Annotated in this window: 16 protein-coding genes; 15 read left to right on the forward strand and 1 reads right to left on the reverse strand. The window is 68.9% G+C overall.

Annotated elements, in window-relative coordinates; genetic code table 11:
* Nucleotides 1-76: 76 nt before the first annotated feature.
* The 15 genes from ACOZ38_RS02660 (at nucleotide 77) to ACOZ38_RS02730 (ending at nucleotide 16,574) form a co-directional block, all read left to right on the forward strand.
* Nucleotides 77-436: an NADH-quinone oxidoreductase subunit A gene (locus ACOZ38_RS02660; protein WP_203993453.1), complete on the forward strand. Its 360-nt coding sequence runs from the start codon at nucleotides 77-79 to the stop codon at nucleotides 434-436.
* Between the two features lie 39 nt (nucleotides 437-475).
* A complete protein-coding gene (locus tag ACOZ38_RS02665; RefSeq protein ID WP_262842214.1) occupies nucleotides 476-1,027 on the forward strand; it encodes a NuoB/complex I 20 kDa subunit family protein in 552 nt (183 codons plus the stop codon).
* A complete protein-coding gene (locus ACOZ38_RS02670; protein ID WP_405143636.1) occupies nucleotides 1,024-1,701 on the forward strand; it encodes an NADH-quinone oxidoreductase subunit C in 678 nt (225 codons plus the stop codon). The genes ACOZ38_RS02665 and ACOZ38_RS02670 overlap by 4 nt, the downstream gene beginning before the upstream one ends.
* A complete protein-coding gene (locus ACOZ38_RS02675; protein WP_424528576.1) occupies nucleotides 1,698-3,050 on the forward strand; it encodes an NADH-quinone oxidoreductase subunit D in 1,353 nt (450 codons plus the stop codon). Before ACOZ38_RS02670 ends, ACOZ38_RS02675 begins: the two co-directional genes overlap by 4 nt.
* A complete protein-coding gene (gene nuoE, locus ACOZ38_RS02680; protein ID WP_405143638.1) occupies nucleotides 3,047-3,724 on the forward strand; it encodes an NADH-quinone oxidoreductase subunit NuoE in 678 nt (225 codons plus the stop codon). The genes ACOZ38_RS02675 and nuoE overlap by 4 nt, the downstream gene beginning before the upstream one ends.
* Nucleotides 3,721-5,007 (forward strand): NADH-quinone oxidoreductase subunit NuoF, encoded by a 1,287-nt coding sequence (gene nuoF, locus ACOZ38_RS02685; protein WP_405143639.1) that lies wholly within the window; start codon nucleotides 3,721-3,723, stop codon nucleotides 5,005-5,007. Before nuoE ends, nuoF begins: the two co-directional genes overlap by 4 nt.
* Entirely contained in the window at nucleotides 5,004-7,430 is a 2,427-nt protein-coding gene (locus ACOZ38_RS02690) for an NADH-quinone oxidoreductase subunit G (RefSeq protein ID WP_424528578.1), read from the forward strand. Before nuoF ends, ACOZ38_RS02690 begins: the two co-directional genes overlap by 4 nt.
* Before the next feature lie 85 nt (nucleotides 7,431-7,515).
* Nucleotides 7,516-8,877, forward strand: coding sequence for an NADH-quinone oxidoreductase subunit NuoH (nuoH, locus tag ACOZ38_RS02695; RefSeq protein ID WP_424528580.1), 1,362 nt, complete (start codon nucleotides 7,516-7,518; stop codon nucleotides 8,875-8,877).
* Nucleotides 8,864-9,379, forward strand: coding sequence for an NADH-quinone oxidoreductase subunit NuoI (gene nuoI, locus ACOZ38_RS02700; protein ID WP_358548424.1), 516 nt, complete (start codon nucleotides 8,864-8,866; stop codon nucleotides 9,377-9,379). Before nuoH ends, nuoI begins: the two co-directional genes overlap by 14 nt.
* Nucleotides 9,372-10,271 carry an NADH-quinone oxidoreductase subunit J gene (locus ACOZ38_RS02705; RefSeq protein ID WP_424528582.1) on the forward strand — a complete coding sequence of 300 codons (900 nt, stop codon included), beginning with the start codon at nucleotides 9,372-9,374 and terminating at the stop codon, nucleotides 10,269-10,271. The genes nuoI and ACOZ38_RS02705 overlap by 8 nt, the downstream gene beginning before the upstream one ends.
* Complete coding sequence (nuoK, locus tag ACOZ38_RS02710) at nucleotides 10,268-10,564, forward strand: NADH-quinone oxidoreductase subunit NuoK (RefSeq protein WP_424528584.1); 297 nt, start codon at nucleotides 10,268-10,270, stop codon at nucleotides 10,562-10,564. The genes ACOZ38_RS02705 and nuoK overlap by 4 nt, the downstream gene beginning before the upstream one ends.
* 9 nt (nucleotides 10,565-10,573) lie before the next feature.
* Complete coding sequence (nuoL, locus tag ACOZ38_RS02715; RefSeq protein WP_424528586.1) at nucleotides 10,574-12,481, forward strand: NADH-quinone oxidoreductase subunit L; 1,908 nt, start codon at nucleotides 10,574-10,576, stop codon at nucleotides 12,479-12,481.
* The gene (locus ACOZ38_RS02720; RefSeq protein WP_405143648.1) at nucleotides 12,481-14,010 is read left to right on the forward strand and encodes an NADH-quinone oxidoreductase subunit M; all 1,530 of its coding nucleotides are present in this window, start codon (nucleotides 12,481-12,483) and stop codon (nucleotides 14,008-14,010) included. The genes nuoL and ACOZ38_RS02720 overlap by 1 nt, the downstream gene beginning before the upstream one ends.
* The gene (gene nuoN / locus ACOZ38_RS02725) at nucleotides 14,007-15,566 is read left to right on the forward strand and encodes an NADH-quinone oxidoreductase subunit NuoN (protein WP_424528588.1); all 1,560 of its coding nucleotides are present in this window, start codon (nucleotides 14,007-14,009) and stop codon (nucleotides 15,564-15,566) included. The genes ACOZ38_RS02720 and nuoN overlap by 4 nt, the downstream gene beginning before the upstream one ends.
* 12 nt (nucleotides 15,567-15,578) lie before the next feature.
* Nucleotides 15,579-16,574: a polyprenyl synthetase family protein gene (locus ACOZ38_RS02730; RefSeq protein ID WP_424528590.1), complete on the forward strand. Its 996-nt coding sequence runs from the start codon at nucleotides 15,579-15,581 to the stop codon at nucleotides 16,572-16,574.
* An 11-nt stretch (nucleotides 16,575-16,585) separates the two neighbouring features.
* Here the strand turns inward: ACOZ38_RS02730 and ACOZ38_RS02735 are convergent, their stop codons facing one another.
* A complete protein-coding gene (locus tag ACOZ38_RS02735) occupies nucleotides 16,586-17,548 on the reverse strand; it encodes an LLM class flavin-dependent oxidoreductase (RefSeq protein WP_424528592.1) in 963 nt (320 codons plus the stop codon).
* Nucleotides 17,549-17,600: the final 52 nt, after the last annotated feature.

Below are 17,600 nucleotides of genomic sequence, written 5' to 3' on the forward strand. Positions count from 1 at the left end.
GAAGATCGATGATCGACCTGCCTAGACTCAGCAACCGATTGACCGAAGCTTCAGCGCTCAGAGGGGACGCATAGCGATGGAACTGTATGTGCCTATCCTGGTGCTGGCGGTTCTCGCGGCCGGCTTCGCCGTCTTCTCCGTGGGAATCGCGCCCTTCACCGGCCCCAAGCGCTGGAACCGCGCGAAGCTCGACGCCTACGAGTGCGGCATCGAGCCAACGCCGCAGCCCGTCGGCGGCGGCCGGTTCCCCCTGAAGTACATGATCACGGCGATGCTCTTCATCGTGTTCGACATCGAGATCATCTTCCTTTATCCGTGGGCGGTCGCTTTCGACCAGCTCGGGGTCTTCGGGCTGGTCGAGATGGTGCTGTTCATCGTCACCGTCCTGGTCGCGTACGCCTACGTGTGGCGTCGCCGCGGCCTGGACTGGGACTGAGAGGCAGCGTGCCGGAGGCGCGCGAGAGGAAGCACTGAGATGGGTCTCGAAGAGAAACTGCCCAGCGGATTCGTCCTGTCCACCGTGGAACAGGCGGCCGGATGGGCGCGCAAGAACTCCGTCTGGCCGGCCACGTTCGGCCTGGCCTGCTGTGCCATCGAGCTGATGGCCACCGGCGGTCCCAACCATGACCTGGCCAGGTTCGGCATGGAGCGCGCGTCCGCGTCCCCCCGCCAGGCCGACCTCATGATCGTGGCGGGCCGGCTCTCGCAGAAGATGGCGCCGGTGCTGCGCCAGATCTACGACCAGATGGCCGAGCCCAAGTGGGTCATCGCCATGGGCGTCTGCGCCTCCAGCGGTGGCATGTTCAACAACTACGCGATCGTGCAGGGCGTCGACCACGTCGTGCCGGTGGACATCTACCTGCCCGGCTGCCCGCCGCGTCCCGAGATGCTCATCGACGCCATCGTCAAGCTGCACGACAAGATCCAGAACATGAAGTTCGGCGCGCACCGCGCCAAGCAGATCGACGAGCTGGAGCTGCAGGCTCTCCGGTCGCTTCCGCTCATCGACCAGGGGACCTCGAAATGAGCACTGACAACCTTCCCGGGGTGCCGGAGGAGCCGGTAGCCCGCCTTGGCATGTTCGGCGTCACCGACTCCGGCGACACCTCCGGCTACGGACGGCTCGTCGTGCGCCGCCCGCCGAAGCTGTCGAGCGCCAAGCCGTACGGCGGCTACTTCGACGAGGTCGCCGACGGGCTCGAGCGCGTGACGGGCGACGCCTACACCACCATGGTCGAGCGCGTGGTCGTCGATCGCGGCGAGCTGACCCTGCACGTCGCCCGCGAGCACCTGGTCGAGGTCATGCGCCACCTGCGCGACCACGCCGACCTGCGCTTCGAGCTGTCGCTCGGCGTCTCGGGCGTGCACTACCCCGAGGAGACCGGCGGAGAGCTGCACGCGGTCTACCACCTGTGCTCGATCACCCACAACCGGCGCGTCCGGGTCGAGGTCGCCTGCCCGGACTCCGATCCGCACGTCCCGTCCACGGTGTCGGTCTACCCGACCCACGACTGGCACGAACGCGAGGCCTACGACTTCTTCGGCATCGTCTTCGACGGCCATCCGGCGCTCACGCGCATCGAGATGCCCGACGACTGGGAAGGCCACCCGCAGCGCAAGGACTACCCGCTCGGCGGCATCCCGGTGGAGTACCGCGGCGCCACCATCCCCGCGCCGGACCAGAGGAGGTCGTACGCATGACCGCCATCCACGACGGTGAGACGGCTCACACCGACCAGGACGCCACCGAGGGCCGGGTCTACAGCGTCAACGGCCAGGACTGGGACGAGGTCGTCGGCGCGGTCGCCGAGTCGTCGGAAGAGCGCCTGGTCATCAACATGGGCCCGCAGCACCCCTCCACCCACGGCGTGCTCAGGCTGGTGCTGACCCTCGACGGCGAGACCGTCACCGAGGCGCGCACGGTGATCGGCTATCTCCACACCGGCATCGAGAAGAACATGGAGTTCCGGACGTGGACCCAGGGGGTCACGTTCGTCACCCGCATGGACTACCTGTCGCCCATCTTCAACGAGGCGGCGTACTGCATGGCGGTGGAGCAGCTCCTCGGCATCACCGACCGGGTGCCGCTCCGCGCGCAGACCATCCGGGTCATGATGATGGAGCTCAACCGCATCTCCTCCCACCTGGTGGCCATCGCGACCTTCGGCCTTGAGCTCGGCGCCACCACGCCGATGCTCTTCGGCTTCCGCGAGCGCGAGCTGGTGCTCGACCTGTTCGAGTACATCACCGGCCTGCGCATGAACATGGCGTACGTCCGGCCGGGCGGCGTGTCGGTCGACCTGCCCGCGGGTGCGGTCGACAAGATCGGTGAGTTCCTCAAGATCATGCCGGGGCGCATCAAGGAGATGCGCAAGCTGCTCGACGAGAACCCCGCGTACACCCGGCGCACCAAGGACGTCGCCTACCTCGACCTCACCGGCTGCATGGCACTCGGCGTCACCGGGCCCATGCTGCGGGCGGCGGGCCTTCCGTGGGACCTTCGCAAGTCGCAGCCCTACAGCGGTTACGAGACCTACGACTTCGACGTGCCGACCGAGACCTCCTGCGACGTCTACGGCCGCTACCTCGTCCGGGTGGCCGAGATGGAGGAGTCGCTCAAGATCATCGGTCAGTGCCTCGACCGGCTCTCCGGCTCCGAGCTCAAGGGCAAGCCGGTCATGATCGAGGACAAGAAGATCGGCTGGCCGTCGCAGCTCGCGCTCGGGCCCGACGGGCTCGGCAACTCGCCCGATCACATCGCCCACATCATGAGCAGCTCGATGGAGGCGCTGATTCACCACTTCAAGCTGGTGACCGAGGGCTTCAGGGTGCCGGCGGGCCAGGCGTACGTCCCGGTCGAGTCGCCGCGCGGCGAGCTGGGCGCGCACGTCGTGAGCGACGGGGGCACCCGCCCCTTCCGCGTACACTTCCGCGACCCCTCGTTCACGAACCTGCAGGCGGTGCCCGCTACCTGCGAAGGCGGCATGATTGCCGACGTCATCGCCGCGGTCGCATCGATCGACCCGGTCATGGGAGGTGTGGACCGGTGACGACCTACTCGCCGGAAGTCCGCGAGCGTCTCGAACGCGACGCGAAAGAGATCATCGGGCGCTACCCGAAGACCCGATCGGCGCTGCTGCCCCTGCTGCACCTCGTGCAGTCGGAGGACGGCTACGTCTCCGACGCGGGGCAGGAGTTCTGCGCCGAGATGCTGGGCCTCACCAAGGCCGAGGTCGTGGGCGTCTCGACGTTCTACACGATGTACAAGCGCAAGCCCGCGGGTGAGTATCACGTGGGCGTCTGCATCAACTCGCTGTGCGCGATCATGGGCGGCGACCAGATCTGGGACGAGCTCTCCGAGCACGTCGGCCTCGGCAACGGCGACACCAGCACCGACGGCAAGGTCTCGCTGGAGCGCATCGAGTGCAACGCGGCCTGCGACTTCGCCCCGGTCATGATGGTCAACTGGGAGTTCTTCGACAACCAGACCCCCGACTCCGCCAAGCAGCTCGTCGACGACCTGCGCGCCGGCAAGGAGATCGCGCCGACCCGCGGCCCGGGGCGCCTCTGCTCGTTCAAGGAGGCCTCGCGCGTGCTCGCGGGCCTGCCCGACGGCCTGGCCGGCGACGGCCCCTCGGCCGCCGGCCCCTCGGTCGAGGGCCTCAAGATCGCCAAGGCGAACGGCTGGACGGCGCCGGCGCCTTCGAAGGGGGCCTCCGAATGACGACTCTGACTCCGGTTCTCACCGCGAACTGGGATCGGGCGGACTCGTTCACCCTCCAGGGATACGGCGAGTACGAGTCCGCCAAGAAGGCGCTCGGGATGGACCCCGACGCCATCATCAAGGCGGTCAAGGACTCCGGTCTGCGCGGCCGTGGCGGCGCGGGCTTCCCGACCGGCATGAAGTGGGGCTTCATCCCCCAAGGCGACGGCAAGGCGCACTACCTCGTCGTCAACGCCGACGAGTCCGAGCCGGGCACCTGCAAGGACATCCCGCTCATGATGGCCAACCCCCACTCGCTGGTGGAGGGCGTCATCATCACGGCGTACGCGATCAGGGCCAACCAGGCCTTCATCTACATCCGTGGCGAGGTGCTGCACGTCGTCCGCCGGGTGCAGGCGGCCGTCGCCGAGGCGTACGAGAAGGGCTACCTCGGCACGGACATCCTCGGGTCGGGCTACGACCTGGAGCTGGTCGTGCACAGCGGCGCCGGCGCCTACATCTGCGGCGAGGAGACGGCGCTGCTCGACTCGCTGGAGGGCTACAGAGGTCAACCTCGGCTCAAGCCCCCCTTCCCCGCCGTCGCGGGCCTTTACGCGTGCCCCACTGTCATCAACAACGTCGAGTCGGTCGCGAGCGTTCCCAGCATCATCGGGAACGGCGCCGACTGGTTCGCCTCGATGGGCACCGAGAAGTCCAAGGGCTTCGGCATCTTCTCGCTGAGCGGCCACGTCACCAGGCCAGGCCAGTACGAGGCGCCGCTCGGCATCACCCTGCGCGAGCTGCTCGACATGGCCGGCGGGGTCCGGGCGGGCCACCGGCTGAAGTTCTGGACGCCGGGCGGGTCCTCCACCCCGATCTTCACAGACGAGCACCTGGACGTCCCGCTCGACTTCGAGTCGGTCGGTGCCAAGGGCTCGATGCTCGGCACCCGGGCGCTGCAGATCTTCGACGAGACGACCTGCGTCGTCCGCGCGGTGCTGCGGTGGACCGAGTTCTACGCCCACGAGTCCTGCGGCAAGTGCACCCCCTGCCGGGAGGGCACCTACTGGCTCAAGCAGGTGCTCCGGCGGCTCGAGAAGGGCCAGGGCACCGAAGAGGACCTCACCACGATCACGGACATCGCGGACAACATCCTGGGCCGGTCGTTCTGCGCCCTCGGTGACGGCGCGACCAGCCCGATCCATTCGTCGGTGAAGCACTTCCGGGACGAATACCTCAAGCACTTCGAGATCGGCGGATGTCCGTTCGATCCCGCCGCATCAACTGTGTGGGGTAAGGCATGACAGTACAGACGACCCCGGCAGGACCGGTCGAGCAGCCGGTGGACATGGTGACCCTCACCGTCGACGGCTTCCAGGTCAGCGTTCCGAAGGGGACTTTGATCATCCGGGCGGCCGAGCTGCTGGGCATCCAGATCCCGAGGTTCTGCGACCACCCGCTGCTGGAGCCCGCGGCCAACTGCCGGCAGTGCCTGGTCGACATCACGGACGCCGGTAACGGCCGGGGCTTCCCGAAGCCGCAGCCGTCCTGCGCCATCGAGGTCGCCGAGGGCATGGTCATCCAGACCCAGCTCACCTCGCCGGTCGCCGAGAAGGCCCAGCGCGGCGCCATGGAGATGCTGCTCCTGAACCACCCGCTCGACTGCCCGGTCTGCGATAAGGGCGGCGAGTGCCCCCTGCAGAACCAGGCCATGTCGAACGGCCAGGGCGAGTCCCGCTTCCAGGAGACCAAGCGCACCTTCGAGAAGCCCATCCCGCTCTCGACCGAGGTGCTGCTCGACCGCGAGCGCTGTATCCAGTGCGCCCGCTGCATCCGCTTCGCGGACGAGATCGCGGGCGACCCGCTGATCGAGTTCTTCGAGCGGGGCGCCTCCGAGCAGGTGGGCGTCGCGAACGGCGAGCCGTTCGAGTCGTACTTCTCCGGCAACACCGTGCAGATCTGCCCGGTGGGCGCGCTCACCGGCGCCGCCTACCGCTTCAAGTCACGGCCGTTCGACCTGGTCTCCACGCAGAGTGCCTGCGAGCACTGCGCGAGCGGCTGCGAGCTGCGCACCGACCACCGGCGCGGCAAGGTCACCCGGCGCCTCGCCGGAGACGACCCGCAGGTCAACGAGGAGTGGAACTGCGACAAGGGCCGCTGGGCCTTCGCGTACGCCACCCAGCCCGACCGCCTGCAGTCCCCGCTCGTCCGAGACGAGAGCGGCTACCTGCGCCCCGCGTCCTGGCCGGAGGCGCTGACCGCCGCCGCCGAGGGGCTCGCGAGGGCGAGGGGCAAGGCCGGCGTGCTGGTCGGCGGGCGGGTGACCGTCGAGGACGCCTACGCGTACTCCAAGTTCGCCCGCATCGCGCTCGGCACCAACGACATCGACTTCCGCTCCCGCCCGCTGTCGGAGGAGGAGACGGCCTTCCTCGCCCACGCGGTGGCGGGCAAGGGCATCGAGGTCTCCTACGCCGACCTCGAGAAGGCCCCGGCCGTGCTGCTCGCCGGGTTCGAGCCCGAGGAGGAGTCGCCGATCGTCTTCCTGCGGCTCCGCAAGGCCTGGCGCAAGCGCGGTCTCAAGGTCTTCTCGCTCGCGCCGTTCGCCGGCGCGGGTCTCGCCAAGATGGGCGGCGAGCTGATCCGCACGCTTCCCGGCGCGGAGGCCGAGGCGCTCGGCGACCTGATCTCCGGGTCCTCCCCGGTCACCGACGCGCTCGCGCAGCCCGGCACGATCATCCTGGTGGGCGAGCGGCTCGCCGCCTCCCGCGGCGCGCTCTCCGCCGTCCTGCGGCTGAGCGCCACCTCGGGCGCGCGCCTGGCCTGGGTGCCCCGCCGGGCCGGCGAGCGCGGCGCGATCGAGGCCGGCGCGCTGCCGAACCTCCTTCCCATCGGCCGCCCGGCCGCCGACGAGGCGGCTCGCGCCGAGGTCGCCCGCGCCTGGAACGTCTCGGGGCTCCCCGGCGCCGCCGGACGCGACACCTCCGCGATCCTCACCGCCGCGCTGACGGGCGAGCTGGACGCCCTGGTCATCGGGGGCGTCGACCCCTACGACCTGGCCGACCCCGAGGCGGCCCTCGCGGCCCTCGAGAACACGCCGTTCATCGTCTCGCTGGAGATGCGCGCCAGCGCGGTCACCGACCGCGCCGACGTGGTGCTGCCCGTCGCGGCGGTCTCGGAGAAGAGCGGCACGTTCGTCGACTGGGAGGGCCGTGGCCGCTCGTTCGAGCAGGCCATCGAGGTCCCCGGCGTGCTGAGCGACCTGCGCGCGATCGCCGCGATCAGCGACTACATGGACGTGCACCTGGGCCTGCCCGACGCCGCCGCCGCCCGCCGCGAGCTCGCGGCGCTCGGCGCCTGGCGCGGCTCCCGGGCCAACGGTCCGAGCGTGAGCGGCGGCACCCACGCCGACCCCAGGGCCGGTGAGGCCGTCCTCGCGACCTGGCACCTCCTGCTGGACTCCGGGCGCCTGCAGGACGGCGAGCCGTACCTCGCGGGCACGGGGCACGCCGTCGAGGCGCTGCTCTCCGAGGCCACGGCGGCGGAGATCGGCGCGCTCGACGGTAAGGTCACGATCACCACGGAGGGCGGTACGGTCACGCTGCCCGCGCGGGTGGCCGACCTGCCCGACCGCGTGGTCTGGGTGCCGTCCAACTCGGCCGGCTGCTCGGTCACCCGTGACCTGCGCGCCGTGGCCGGCGACGTCGTCAAGATCGGGAGCGCCTCATGACTGGGAGCGAATCCTACGCGGTGAGCGGAGCGGTCGGCTTGGCACGAGCCGCCCGCGAAGCGAATGAGAAGTGGTGAGCGACCAAATGACACAGGCAGCCCTTCTGGTCGCCGATCCGGCCGGGCCCACCCTGGCGGACTTCGGCAAGGATCCCCTGTGGATCTCCATCATCAAGGCCGTCTTCATCTTCGTCTTCCTGATGCTGGGCGTGCTGTTCGGCGTGTGGACCGAGCGCAAGCTCATCTCGCGCATGCAGCACCGCTACGGCCCCAACCGCGCGGGCAAGTTCGGCCTGCTGCAGTCGGTGGCCGACGGCATCAAGATGGGGCTGAAGGAGGACATCCTCCCGAGGACCGTCGACAAGCTGGTCTACATCCTGGCGCCGATCATCATCGCGGTGCCGGCCTTCCTGTCGTACTCCATCATCCCGTTCGGGCCGATGGTGTCGATGTTCGGCGTGAAGACCCCGCTGCAGCTCACCGACCTGCCCGTCGCGGTGCTGGTGGTCCTCGCCATGGCCTCGATCGGCGTCTACGGCATCGTGCTCGCGGGCTGGGGCTCGCGCTCGCCGTACGCCGTGCTGGGCGGCCTGCGCTCGACGGCCCAGGTCATCTCGTACGAGATCGCGATGGGCCTGTCGTTCGTGGCGGTGTTCCTGTTCGCGGGCACGCTGTCCACCTCCGAGATCGTGGCCAAGCAGGCCTCCGGCGGCACCTGGGACGCCTTCGGGCTCTCCATCCCGCTCCCGTCCTGGTACGCCATCCTGCTGATCCCGTCGTTCCTGATCTACGTGATCACGATGCTCGGCGAGACGAACCGCGTGCCGTTCGACCTTCCCGAGGGTGAGGGTGAGCTGGTCGGCGGCTTCCACACCGAGTACTCCTCGTCGCTGAAGTTCGCGATGTTCATGCTGGCCGAGTACGCCAACGTGTTCACGGTGTCGGGCCTGTGCATCACGCTCTTCTTCGGCGGCTGGCGCGCTCCGTGGCCGATCTCGCTGTGGGACGGCGCGAACGTCGGCTGGTGGCCGATGTTGTGGTTCTTCATCAAGCTCGCGCTGGTGTTCGCGTTCTTCATCTGGGTGCGCGCGTCGCTGCCACGTATCCGGTACGACCAGCTCATGGCCTTCGGCTGGAAGGTCCTCATCCCGCTCAACCTCGGATGGATCCTGCTGGTCGCCACCGTCCGGGCCACCCGGGTCGCCGGCGAGCAGAGAACCTTGGTGCTGGTGATCGCGGCGATCGTCGTCGTCGGAATCCTCGCGATCTACTTCCGCTTCGACACGGTCAACCAGCGCCGCAGAGAGGCCAGGGCCGCCGAGGTCGAGGCGGAGTTCGAGCAGCTGCGTGAGGAGCCCGCCGCCGGTGGGTTCCCTGTTCCGGCGTTGGACCTGCCGCACTACCACGGCGTCAACGGACGCAAGGAGGTCCCCAGTGGGACTAACTGATTTCCTGAATCCCGTAAAGGGCTTCGGCGTCACCTTCCACCACATGTTCAAGAAGCCTGTGACGGTCAACTACCCCGAGGAGAAGCGGCCCACCGCGCCTCGGTTCCACGGCCGCCACCAGCTGAACCGCTGGCCGGACGGCCTGGAGAAGTGCGTCGGGTGCGAGCTCTGCGCCTGGGCCTGCCCGGCGGACGCGATCTTCGTGGAAGGTGCCGACAACACCGACGAGGAGCGCTACTCCCCGGGTGAGCGGTACGGCCGGACGTACCAGATCAACTATCTGCGCTGCATCCTGTGCGGACTGTGCATCGAGGCGTGCCCGACACGCGCGCTCACGATGACCAACGAGTACGAGCTCGCGGACTCCAGTCGTGAGAGCCTCATCTACACCAAGGAGATGCTGCTCGCGCCGCTGGGTCCTGGCATGGAAGCGCCCCCGCACTCCATGCGCCTCGGCGAGACCGAAGAGGACTACTACCGGTTGGGCCGTAGCAATGGGTGAAACCATCACGTTCTGGGTGCTGGCGGTCGTCTCGGTGGCCGCGGCGTTCGGACTCGTCTTCAGCCGCAAGGCGGTGTACTCCGCGCTCATGCTGGGCGTGGTGATGCTCTCGCTGGCCGTGCTCTACGCCGTGCAGGACGCCCCGTTCCTCGCCGTGGTGCAGATCATCGTCTACACCGGCGCGGTCATGATGCTGTTCCTGTTCGTGCTGATGCTGGTCGGCGTCGACTCCTCCGACTCCCTGGTGGAGACGATCAAGGGTCAGCGCTTCTGGGCGGTCATCGCGGGCCTCGGCTTCGCGGTGCTCCTGGCGGCCGGCATCGGCAACGCGGTCGTCGGCGACCCGGTCGGGCTGGCCTCGGCGGTCAAGGCCGACGGAGGCAACGTCCCCGCGCTGGCCCACCTGATCTTCACCCGTTATGTCTTCGCGTTCGAGGTCACCTCCGCGCTGCTCATCACCGCCGCGCTCGGCGCGATGGTGCTGGCGCACCGCGAGCGCAGCACGCCGAAGGCGTCCCAGAAGGAGCTGTCGCGCGCGCGCTTCCTCGGCGGGCACCCCGGCACGCTTCCCGGGCCCGGCACCTACGCGCGGCACAACGCGATCGACATGCCCGCGCTGCTGCCGGACGGCACGGTCTCCGAGCTCTCCGTCAACCGGTTCATCGCCCGGCACGACGTCGAGGACGGCCGGCTGCCGGAGAACCCGAGGCTCGCCCAGGCGATCAGGAACGTCGCCGCGGGCCCTGGCCGCACCGAGAAGCCGAAGGTCGTCCAGGCCGTCGCCGAGAAGCCCGAGGGTTCCCTCGAGGGCTCCCCCGAGGCGGAGGAGAAGCCGAAGGTCGTCCAGACCGCCGGCACCGCCGACGGCCCCGTCCAGGAGGAAGGCAAGTGACCACCCACTACCTGGTGCTCTCCGCGCTGCTGTTCGCCATCGGCGGTGTCGGCGTGCTCGTACGCCGTAACGCCATTGTCGTGTTCATGTGCGTGGAGCTCATGCTCAACGCCTGCAACCTGGCTTTCGTCACGTTCGCCAGGCAGCACGGCAACCTCGAAGGCCAGATCATCGCGTTCTTCGTGATGATCGTGGCCGCCGCCGAGGTCGTCGTGGGTCTCGCGATCATCGTGACGATCTTCCGAACCCGCAGGTCCGCGTCGGTGGACGACGTCAACCTGCTGAAGTACTAAGAGGTGGCCGTGGAACCCGCTGAGATCGTCCAGCACTCCGGTGGAGTGATCGGCGTCTCCTGGCTGACGATCGTCCTGCCCCTGCTGGGCGCGGCGATCCTGCTGCTGGGCGGCCGTCGTACCGACCGCTGGGGTCACTTCCTCGGCGTCGCCATGTCGCTGGCGTCGTTCGTGGTCGCCGTGCTCGTCTTCTTCGAGCTGATCGGCCTCGGGGCCGACCAGCGCCGCCGTGTGGTGGAGCTTTACGACTTCCTGCCCGGCGGCACGATCGACGTCAAGATGGGCCTGCTGCTGGACCCGCTGTCGATCTCGTTCGCCCTGCTGATCACCGGTGTCGGATCGCTGATCCACATCTACTCCATCGGCTACATGGCGCACGACCCGAACCGGCGGCGGTTCTTCGCCTACCTGAACCTCTTCATCGCGGCGATGCTCCTGCTGGTGCTGGCCGACAACTACCTCGGCCTCTACATCGGCTGGGAGGGCGTGGGTCTCGCGTCCTACCTGCTGATCGGCTTCTGGCAGCACAAGCCGTCGGCCGCCGCGGCGGCCAAGAAGGCGTTCGTCGTCAACCGCGTCGGTGACATGGGCCTCGCGCTCGGCATCTTCGTGATCTTCACGACGTTCGGCACCGTGGCCTTCGGCCCGGTCTTCTCGCACGCCTCGGAGGCGTCGCAGGGCACGCTGACGCTGATCGGCCTCGCACTGCTGCTCGGCGCGTGCGGCAAGTCGGCCCAGCTCCCGCTGCAGTCCTGGCTGCTGGACGCGATGGAGGGCCCGACCCCGGTCTCGGCCCTCATCCACGCGGCCACCATGGTCACCGCCGGGGTCTACCTCGTGGTCCGCTCCGGCGCGATCTTCGAGGGGGCGCCGACCGCGCAGCTCGTCGTGACGATCGTCGGCGTGGCCACGCTGCTGGCCGGTGCGATCATCGGTACCGCCAAGGACGACATCAAGAAGGGCCTGGCCGGCTCGACGATGTCGCAGATCGGCTACATGATGCTCGCCGCGGGCCTCGGCCCGGTCGGGTACGCCTTCGCCATCGCCCACCTGATCGCGCACGGCTTCTTCAAGGCCTCGATGTTCCTCGGCGCCGGCTCGGTCATGCACGCGATGAACGACGAGGTCGACATGCGCAAGTACGGGGGCCTGGCCTCCGTCATGAAGACCACGTGGATCACCTTCGGGCTCGGCTACCTGGCGATCATCGGCTTCCCGCTGCTGTCCGGTTACTGGACCAAGGACGGCATCATCGAGACGGCGATGCACCACAACCCGATCCTCGGCTGGCTGGCCGTGATCGGCGCGGGCATCACCGGCTTCTACATGTCGCGCATGTTCTTCATGACCTTCCACGGCCAGCGGCGCTGGGAGAAGGACGCCCACCCGCACGAGTCGCCCGCCGTGATGACCTGGCCGCTGATCATCCTGTCGATCGGCTCGGTCTTCGGAGGCGGGTACCTGATCATGGGGAACCGCTTCATGGAGTTCCTCCAGCCCGCCGTCGGCGCGCCGGCCACCAAGCCGGAGTTCGACCCGTTCAGCGTCACCGGCCTGGTGACCCTGGCGCTGGTCGCGGTCGGCGTGGCGTACGCGTGGATGAAGTACGGCAGGGCCGAGGTCCCCGCGGTCGCCCCGCGCGGATCGTTCCTCACCACCTTCGCCCGTCGTGACCTGTACGGCGACGCCCTCAACGAGGCGCTGTTCATGCGCCCCGGCCAGTGGCTGACCCGGCTCGCGGTGTTCTTCGACAACCGCGGCGTCGACGGCCTGGTGAACGGCCTGGCGGCGATGATCGGCGGCACGTCCGGCCGCGTGCGCCGCGTGCAGACCGGTTTCGTCCGGTCGTACGCCTTGTCGATATTCTTCGGTGCCGCCCTTCTGGTCGGCGCATGGTTCGTCGTAGGGAACCTGTGATGCCCTGGCTCTCAATCCTGATGGGCGTGCCCGTGGTGGGCGCGCTGGCGGTGGCGGCGGTGCCCAAGGGCAACGACAAGCTCGCCAAGCAGCTCACGCTCGCGGTCTCGCTCGTCGTGCTGGTGCTCACGCTGATCATGGCGTCCCAGTTCGACCCGTCCGGGCGTCGCGACCAGTTCAGCGAGGTGTACGACTGGATCCCGTCGTTCGGGGTCCACTACGCGGTCGCCGTCGACGGCATCGCGCTCGTGCTGATCGCGCTGGCGGTGGTGCTGGTGCCGATCGTCGTGCTGGCCTCCTGGCACGACGCCGACCGGCCTGAGGCCAAGCGATCGGTCAAGACGTACTTCGCACTGATCCTGGTGCTGGAGGCGATGATGATCGGCGTCTTCGCGGCGACCGACATCTTCCTCTTCTACGTCTTCTTCGAAGCGATGCTGATCCCGATGTACTTCATGATCGGGTCCTACGGCGGAGCCCAGCGGTCGTACGCGGCCGTCAAGTTCCTGCTGTACTCGCTGTTCGGCGGCCTGCTCATGCTGGTGGCCGTGATCGCGCTCTACTTCGTCGCCGACAAGGGCACGTTCCTGCAGCCCGAGCTGATCGGGGTCATCAAGGACCCGAACACGCAGAAGTGGCTGTTCCTCGGCTTCTTCATCGCGTTCGCCGTGAAGGCCCCGCTCTGGCCGTTCCACACCTGGCTCCCCGACGCCGCCGCCCAGGCGCCCGCCGGGGCGGCCGTGCTGCTCGTCGGCGTGCTGGACAAGGTCGGCACGTACGGCATGCTCCGCTTCTGCCTGGAGCTGTTCCCGGACGCCGCCAAGTTCTTCACCCCGCTGGTGATCGCGCTGAGCGTGATCGGCATCGTGTACGGCGCGATCGTCGCCATCGGGCAGACCGACATGAAGCGGCTCATCGCCTACACGTCGATCTCGCACTTCGGCTTCATCACGATGGGCGTCTTCGCCATGACCGCCGACGCCGGCTCGGGCGCCACGCTGTACATGGTGAACCACGGCTTCTCGACGGGCGCGCTGTTCCTGCTCGCGGGCTTCCTGATCAACCGCAGAGGGTCGCAGTACATCGCGGACTACGGAGGCGTGCAGAAGGTCGCCCCCGTGCTGGCGGGCACCTTCCTGGTCGCCGGCCTGTCGTCCCTGTCGCTGCCCGGCCTGTCGACGTTCGTGAGCGAGTTCCTGGTGCTGATCGGCACCTACGAGCGGTACGTCGTCCCGAGCATCATCGCCCTGTCGGGCATGGTCCTCGCGGCCGTCTACATCCTGTGGATGTACCAGCGGATGATGACCGGCCCGACGGCCGAGAAGGTCCGCGGCATCACCGACCTGAACCTCCGCGAGAAGTTCGTGGTCGCGCCGCTGCTCGCGCTGCTCATCGGCTTCGGGTTCTTCCCCAAGCCGCTGCTCGACGTGATCAACCCGGCGGTCCACCACACCCTCACCAGCGTGCAGGCGCCGCAGTTCACCCCCGCCATACCCGCCACCGCTGAGAAGAAGGGGGCAGGCCAGTGAGCACGCTCGCCGCCGTCACCATTGAGGCGCCGAAGATCGAATACGGGCAACTCGCCCCGATGCTCATCGTCTTCGGCGCGGCGATCGCCGGTGTCCTCGTCGAGGCCTTCACGCCGCGCTACCTGCGCAAGTCGATCCAGATGCCCATCACGATCCTGTCGATGATCGGCGCGTTCGCGCTGACCGTCTGGGAGGGCTTCCGGGGCGTGCGCAACGCCGCCGCCATGGGCGCGGTGGCGGTGGACGGGCCGTCGCTGTTCATCTGGGGTGCCATTCTCCTGCTCGCGATCGTCAGCGTCCTGCTGATCAACGACGACGACCAGTTCGTGGCGCAGGCCGCGGCCGTGCCCGGCAGCGCCGAGGAGGACCGGGCGATCGCCGAGGGCGGTGCGCACACCGAGATCTACCCGCTGGTGCTCTTCGCCGTCGGCGGCATGATGCTCTTCCCCGCCTCGAACGACCTGCTGATCATGTTCGTGGCCCTTGAGGTCATGTCGCTGCCGCTGTACCTGCTGTGCGGCCTCGCCCGCCGTCGCCGCCTGCTCTCGCAGGAGGCGGCGATGAAGTACTTCCTGCTCGGCGCCTTCTCCTCGGCGTTCTTCCTGTACGGCACGGCCCTTCTGTACGGCTTCGCCGGATCGGTCGACCTCGGGGCCATCGAGAAGGCCCTCAGCACCGTGGGCGGCCAGGACAGCCTGCTGTACATGGGCGCCGCGCTGGTGGGCGTCGGCCTCCTGTTCAAGATCGGCGCGGCCCCGTTCCAGGCCTGGAAGCCCGACGTGTACCAGGGCGCGCCGACCCCCATCACCGCGCTGATGGCCTCCGGCACCCTGATCGCCGCGTTCGGCGCGCTGCTGCGGGTCTTCTGGGTCGCGCTCGGAAACATCGACACCGAGTGGATCCCGGTGCTGTGGGCCGTGGCCATCCTCACGATGGTCATCGGCGCGATCCTCGCGATCACCCAGACCGACATCAAGCGCATGCTGGCCTACTCCTCGATCGCGCACACCGGCTTCCTGCTGACGGCCGTGGTGGCGACCGGCAAGGAGGCGCAGAACGCCAGCGCGCTCGCGGGCATCCTGTTCTACCTGGTCGCCTACGGCTTCGCCACGGTCGGCGCCTTCGCCGTCGTCACGATGATCCGGGACGCGGGTGGCGAGGCGGGGCACCTGTCCCGCTGGGCCGGCCTCGGCAAGCGATCACCCGTCCTCGCGGGCATCTTCGCGCTCTTCCTGCTCGCCTTCGCCGGCATCCCGCTGACGTCCGGCTTCTTCGGGAAGTACGCGGTGTTCGCCGCGGCCGTCTCCGGCGGGGCGGTGGGACTGGTCATCGTGGGTGTGGTGACGTCCGCGATGGCGGCGTTCTTCTACGTCCGCGTGATCGTCCTGATGTTCTTCAGCGACCCGGCCCCCGAGGGACCGACCATCGCCATGCCGAGCATGGGCACTGCGGCGGTCGTCACGCTTTCCGCGGCGGCTACCGTAGTGCTCGGGGTCTTCCCGCAGCCCGTGCTCGACCTCGCGCACACGGCTGCGCAGTCGCTGTTCGTCCGTTAGGAGTAATGGTTCATGGCCGCGCCGCCCGTAGTCGACCTGCCTTTCATCGACGAAGGGCTGGCAGCGGATATCGCCGGTGGCCTCGACGCCGTCGAGAAGCTGCTCCGCGCGTCAGCCGACAGCGAGGACGCCTTCGTGGCGGAGGCGTCCAAGCACCTCATTGAGGCCGGCGGCAAGCGCTTCCGGGCGATGATCGTGCTTCTGGCCTCGCACTTCGGTGACTCCACCGCCCCCGGCATCGTGCCGGGGGCCGTGGTGATCGAGCTCACCCACCTCGCGACGCTCTACCACGACGACGTCATGGACGAGGCCCGGGTGCGCCGGGGCTCCCCGTCCGCCAACGCCCGGTGGGACAACACGGTCGCCATCCTCACGGGCGACTACCTCTTCGCCCAGGCCTCGGAGATCCTCGCCGACCTCGGGCCCGAGCTGGTCCGCATCCAGGCGCAGACCTTCTCCCGGCTCGTCCGGGGGCAGATCCGCGAGACCATCGGCCCTCGGCCCGGCGTGGACGCGGTCACGCACTACATCGACGTGCTGGCCGACAAGACCGGCTCGCTGATCGCCACCTCTGGCCGTTTCGGGGGCATGCTCGCCGGGGCGTCTCCCGAGGTCGTCGAGCGTCTCACCAGCGCCTGCGAGGCCATCGGCGTGGCCTGGCAGCTCGGGGACGACCTGCTGGACGTCGCCTCGTCGGCGGGGGAGAGCGGCAAGACCCCCGGCACCGACCTGCGTGAGGGCATCCGCACGCTCCCCGTCCTGTACGTGCTCGAGTCCTCGGCGCCGGAGGACGGGCGGCTGCGGCAGCTTCTCTCGGGTCCCGTCGCGGCGGAGCACATCGAGGAGGCCGTGGAGCTGCTCCGGGGCAACCCCGCCATGATCCGCGCCCGCGCCGAGCTGACGTCGTGGGTCGAGCGGGCGCGCGGCGACCTCGCGGCACTGCCCGACATCCCCGCCAGGGCCGCCCTGCTGGCCCTCTGCGACTACGTGGCCGACCGCTCCGGCTGACCCTGCGGATCTCAGGTGCCCGCGAGGAGTTCCACGACGGGGGCGAGCCGGTCGGCGAACATCGCGTTCACCGTGATGTAGGAGATCTGGTGGGTGTCCCTGCGGCGGAGCAGGCGGTCGGCCATCTGGCGCGGTGATCCGTTGAGCACGGCGATCGAGTCCTCGGGGACGTCTGGGCCCATCTGCTGTGCCAGCCATGGGGGCACCTCGTCACCGACCACGTGGATGCCGGTGCTGAGCTCCAGAGCGTCGAAGTCGTCACTCGCCTGCCGGATCAGGCGTACGTGCTCGGCCAGGCCGTCCTCGGGAGTGGAGGGTGGGAGTCCCAGGGCGACGGTGTCGGCGTTCCTGGCGGCGAAGCCCATCATGCGGGCCCCAGAGGCCGCGATCAGCAGGCGCAGGGCCGGCCAGGCACCAGGTCCCTTGGCGGTCGCCTCGCTGCGAGCCATGGCTTTGGGCTCGCTGGGACCCTCGGCTCTGGGCCCGCTCGGACCTGTGGCTGTGGGCCCGCTCGGCCCTGTGGTTTTGGGCTCGCTTGGACCTGTGGTTTTGGGCCCGCCTGGACCCGGCCACTTCCTCGTCTGGTGGATCACGTCTTCGAGCTGCCTGATCCGCTGGTCGGGCGAGCCGAACGGCACGCCAAGCCGGGCCGCGTCCTCTCGCGCGTGCGGCCGTCCGGCGCCGAGCCCGAGCTCGAACCGGCCGCCCGACAGCAGGCTCAGCCCGGCGACCTCCCACGCGAGCTGGGCGGGCCGCCGGTACGGGGCCGCGAGGACGAATGTGCCCAGCCCGATCGACGTGGTGGCGGCGGCCGCCGCGCTCAGCGAGAGCAGCGGGGGGAGCGTGTTGAGCGTGTCCGGTGTGAGAAAGGTCGCGTACCCGAGGTCCTCGGCGTGGCGTGCGAGCCCGATCCACTGACCGGCGTCTCCCGCCATCCCCGCGACGACCCCGAAGCGAAAGCGGCGATCTGCCATCTTTACCCCCTTGGTTCCCGTCGATGCTCTCGCCTCTGGCAGGCACCGTCGT

This window comes from Sphaerisporangium viridialbum (assembly GCF_049674955.1).
Taxonomy (GTDB): domain Bacteria; phylum Actinomycetota; class Actinomycetes; order Streptosporangiales; family Streptosporangiaceae; genus Sphaerisporangium; species Sphaerisporangium viridialbum.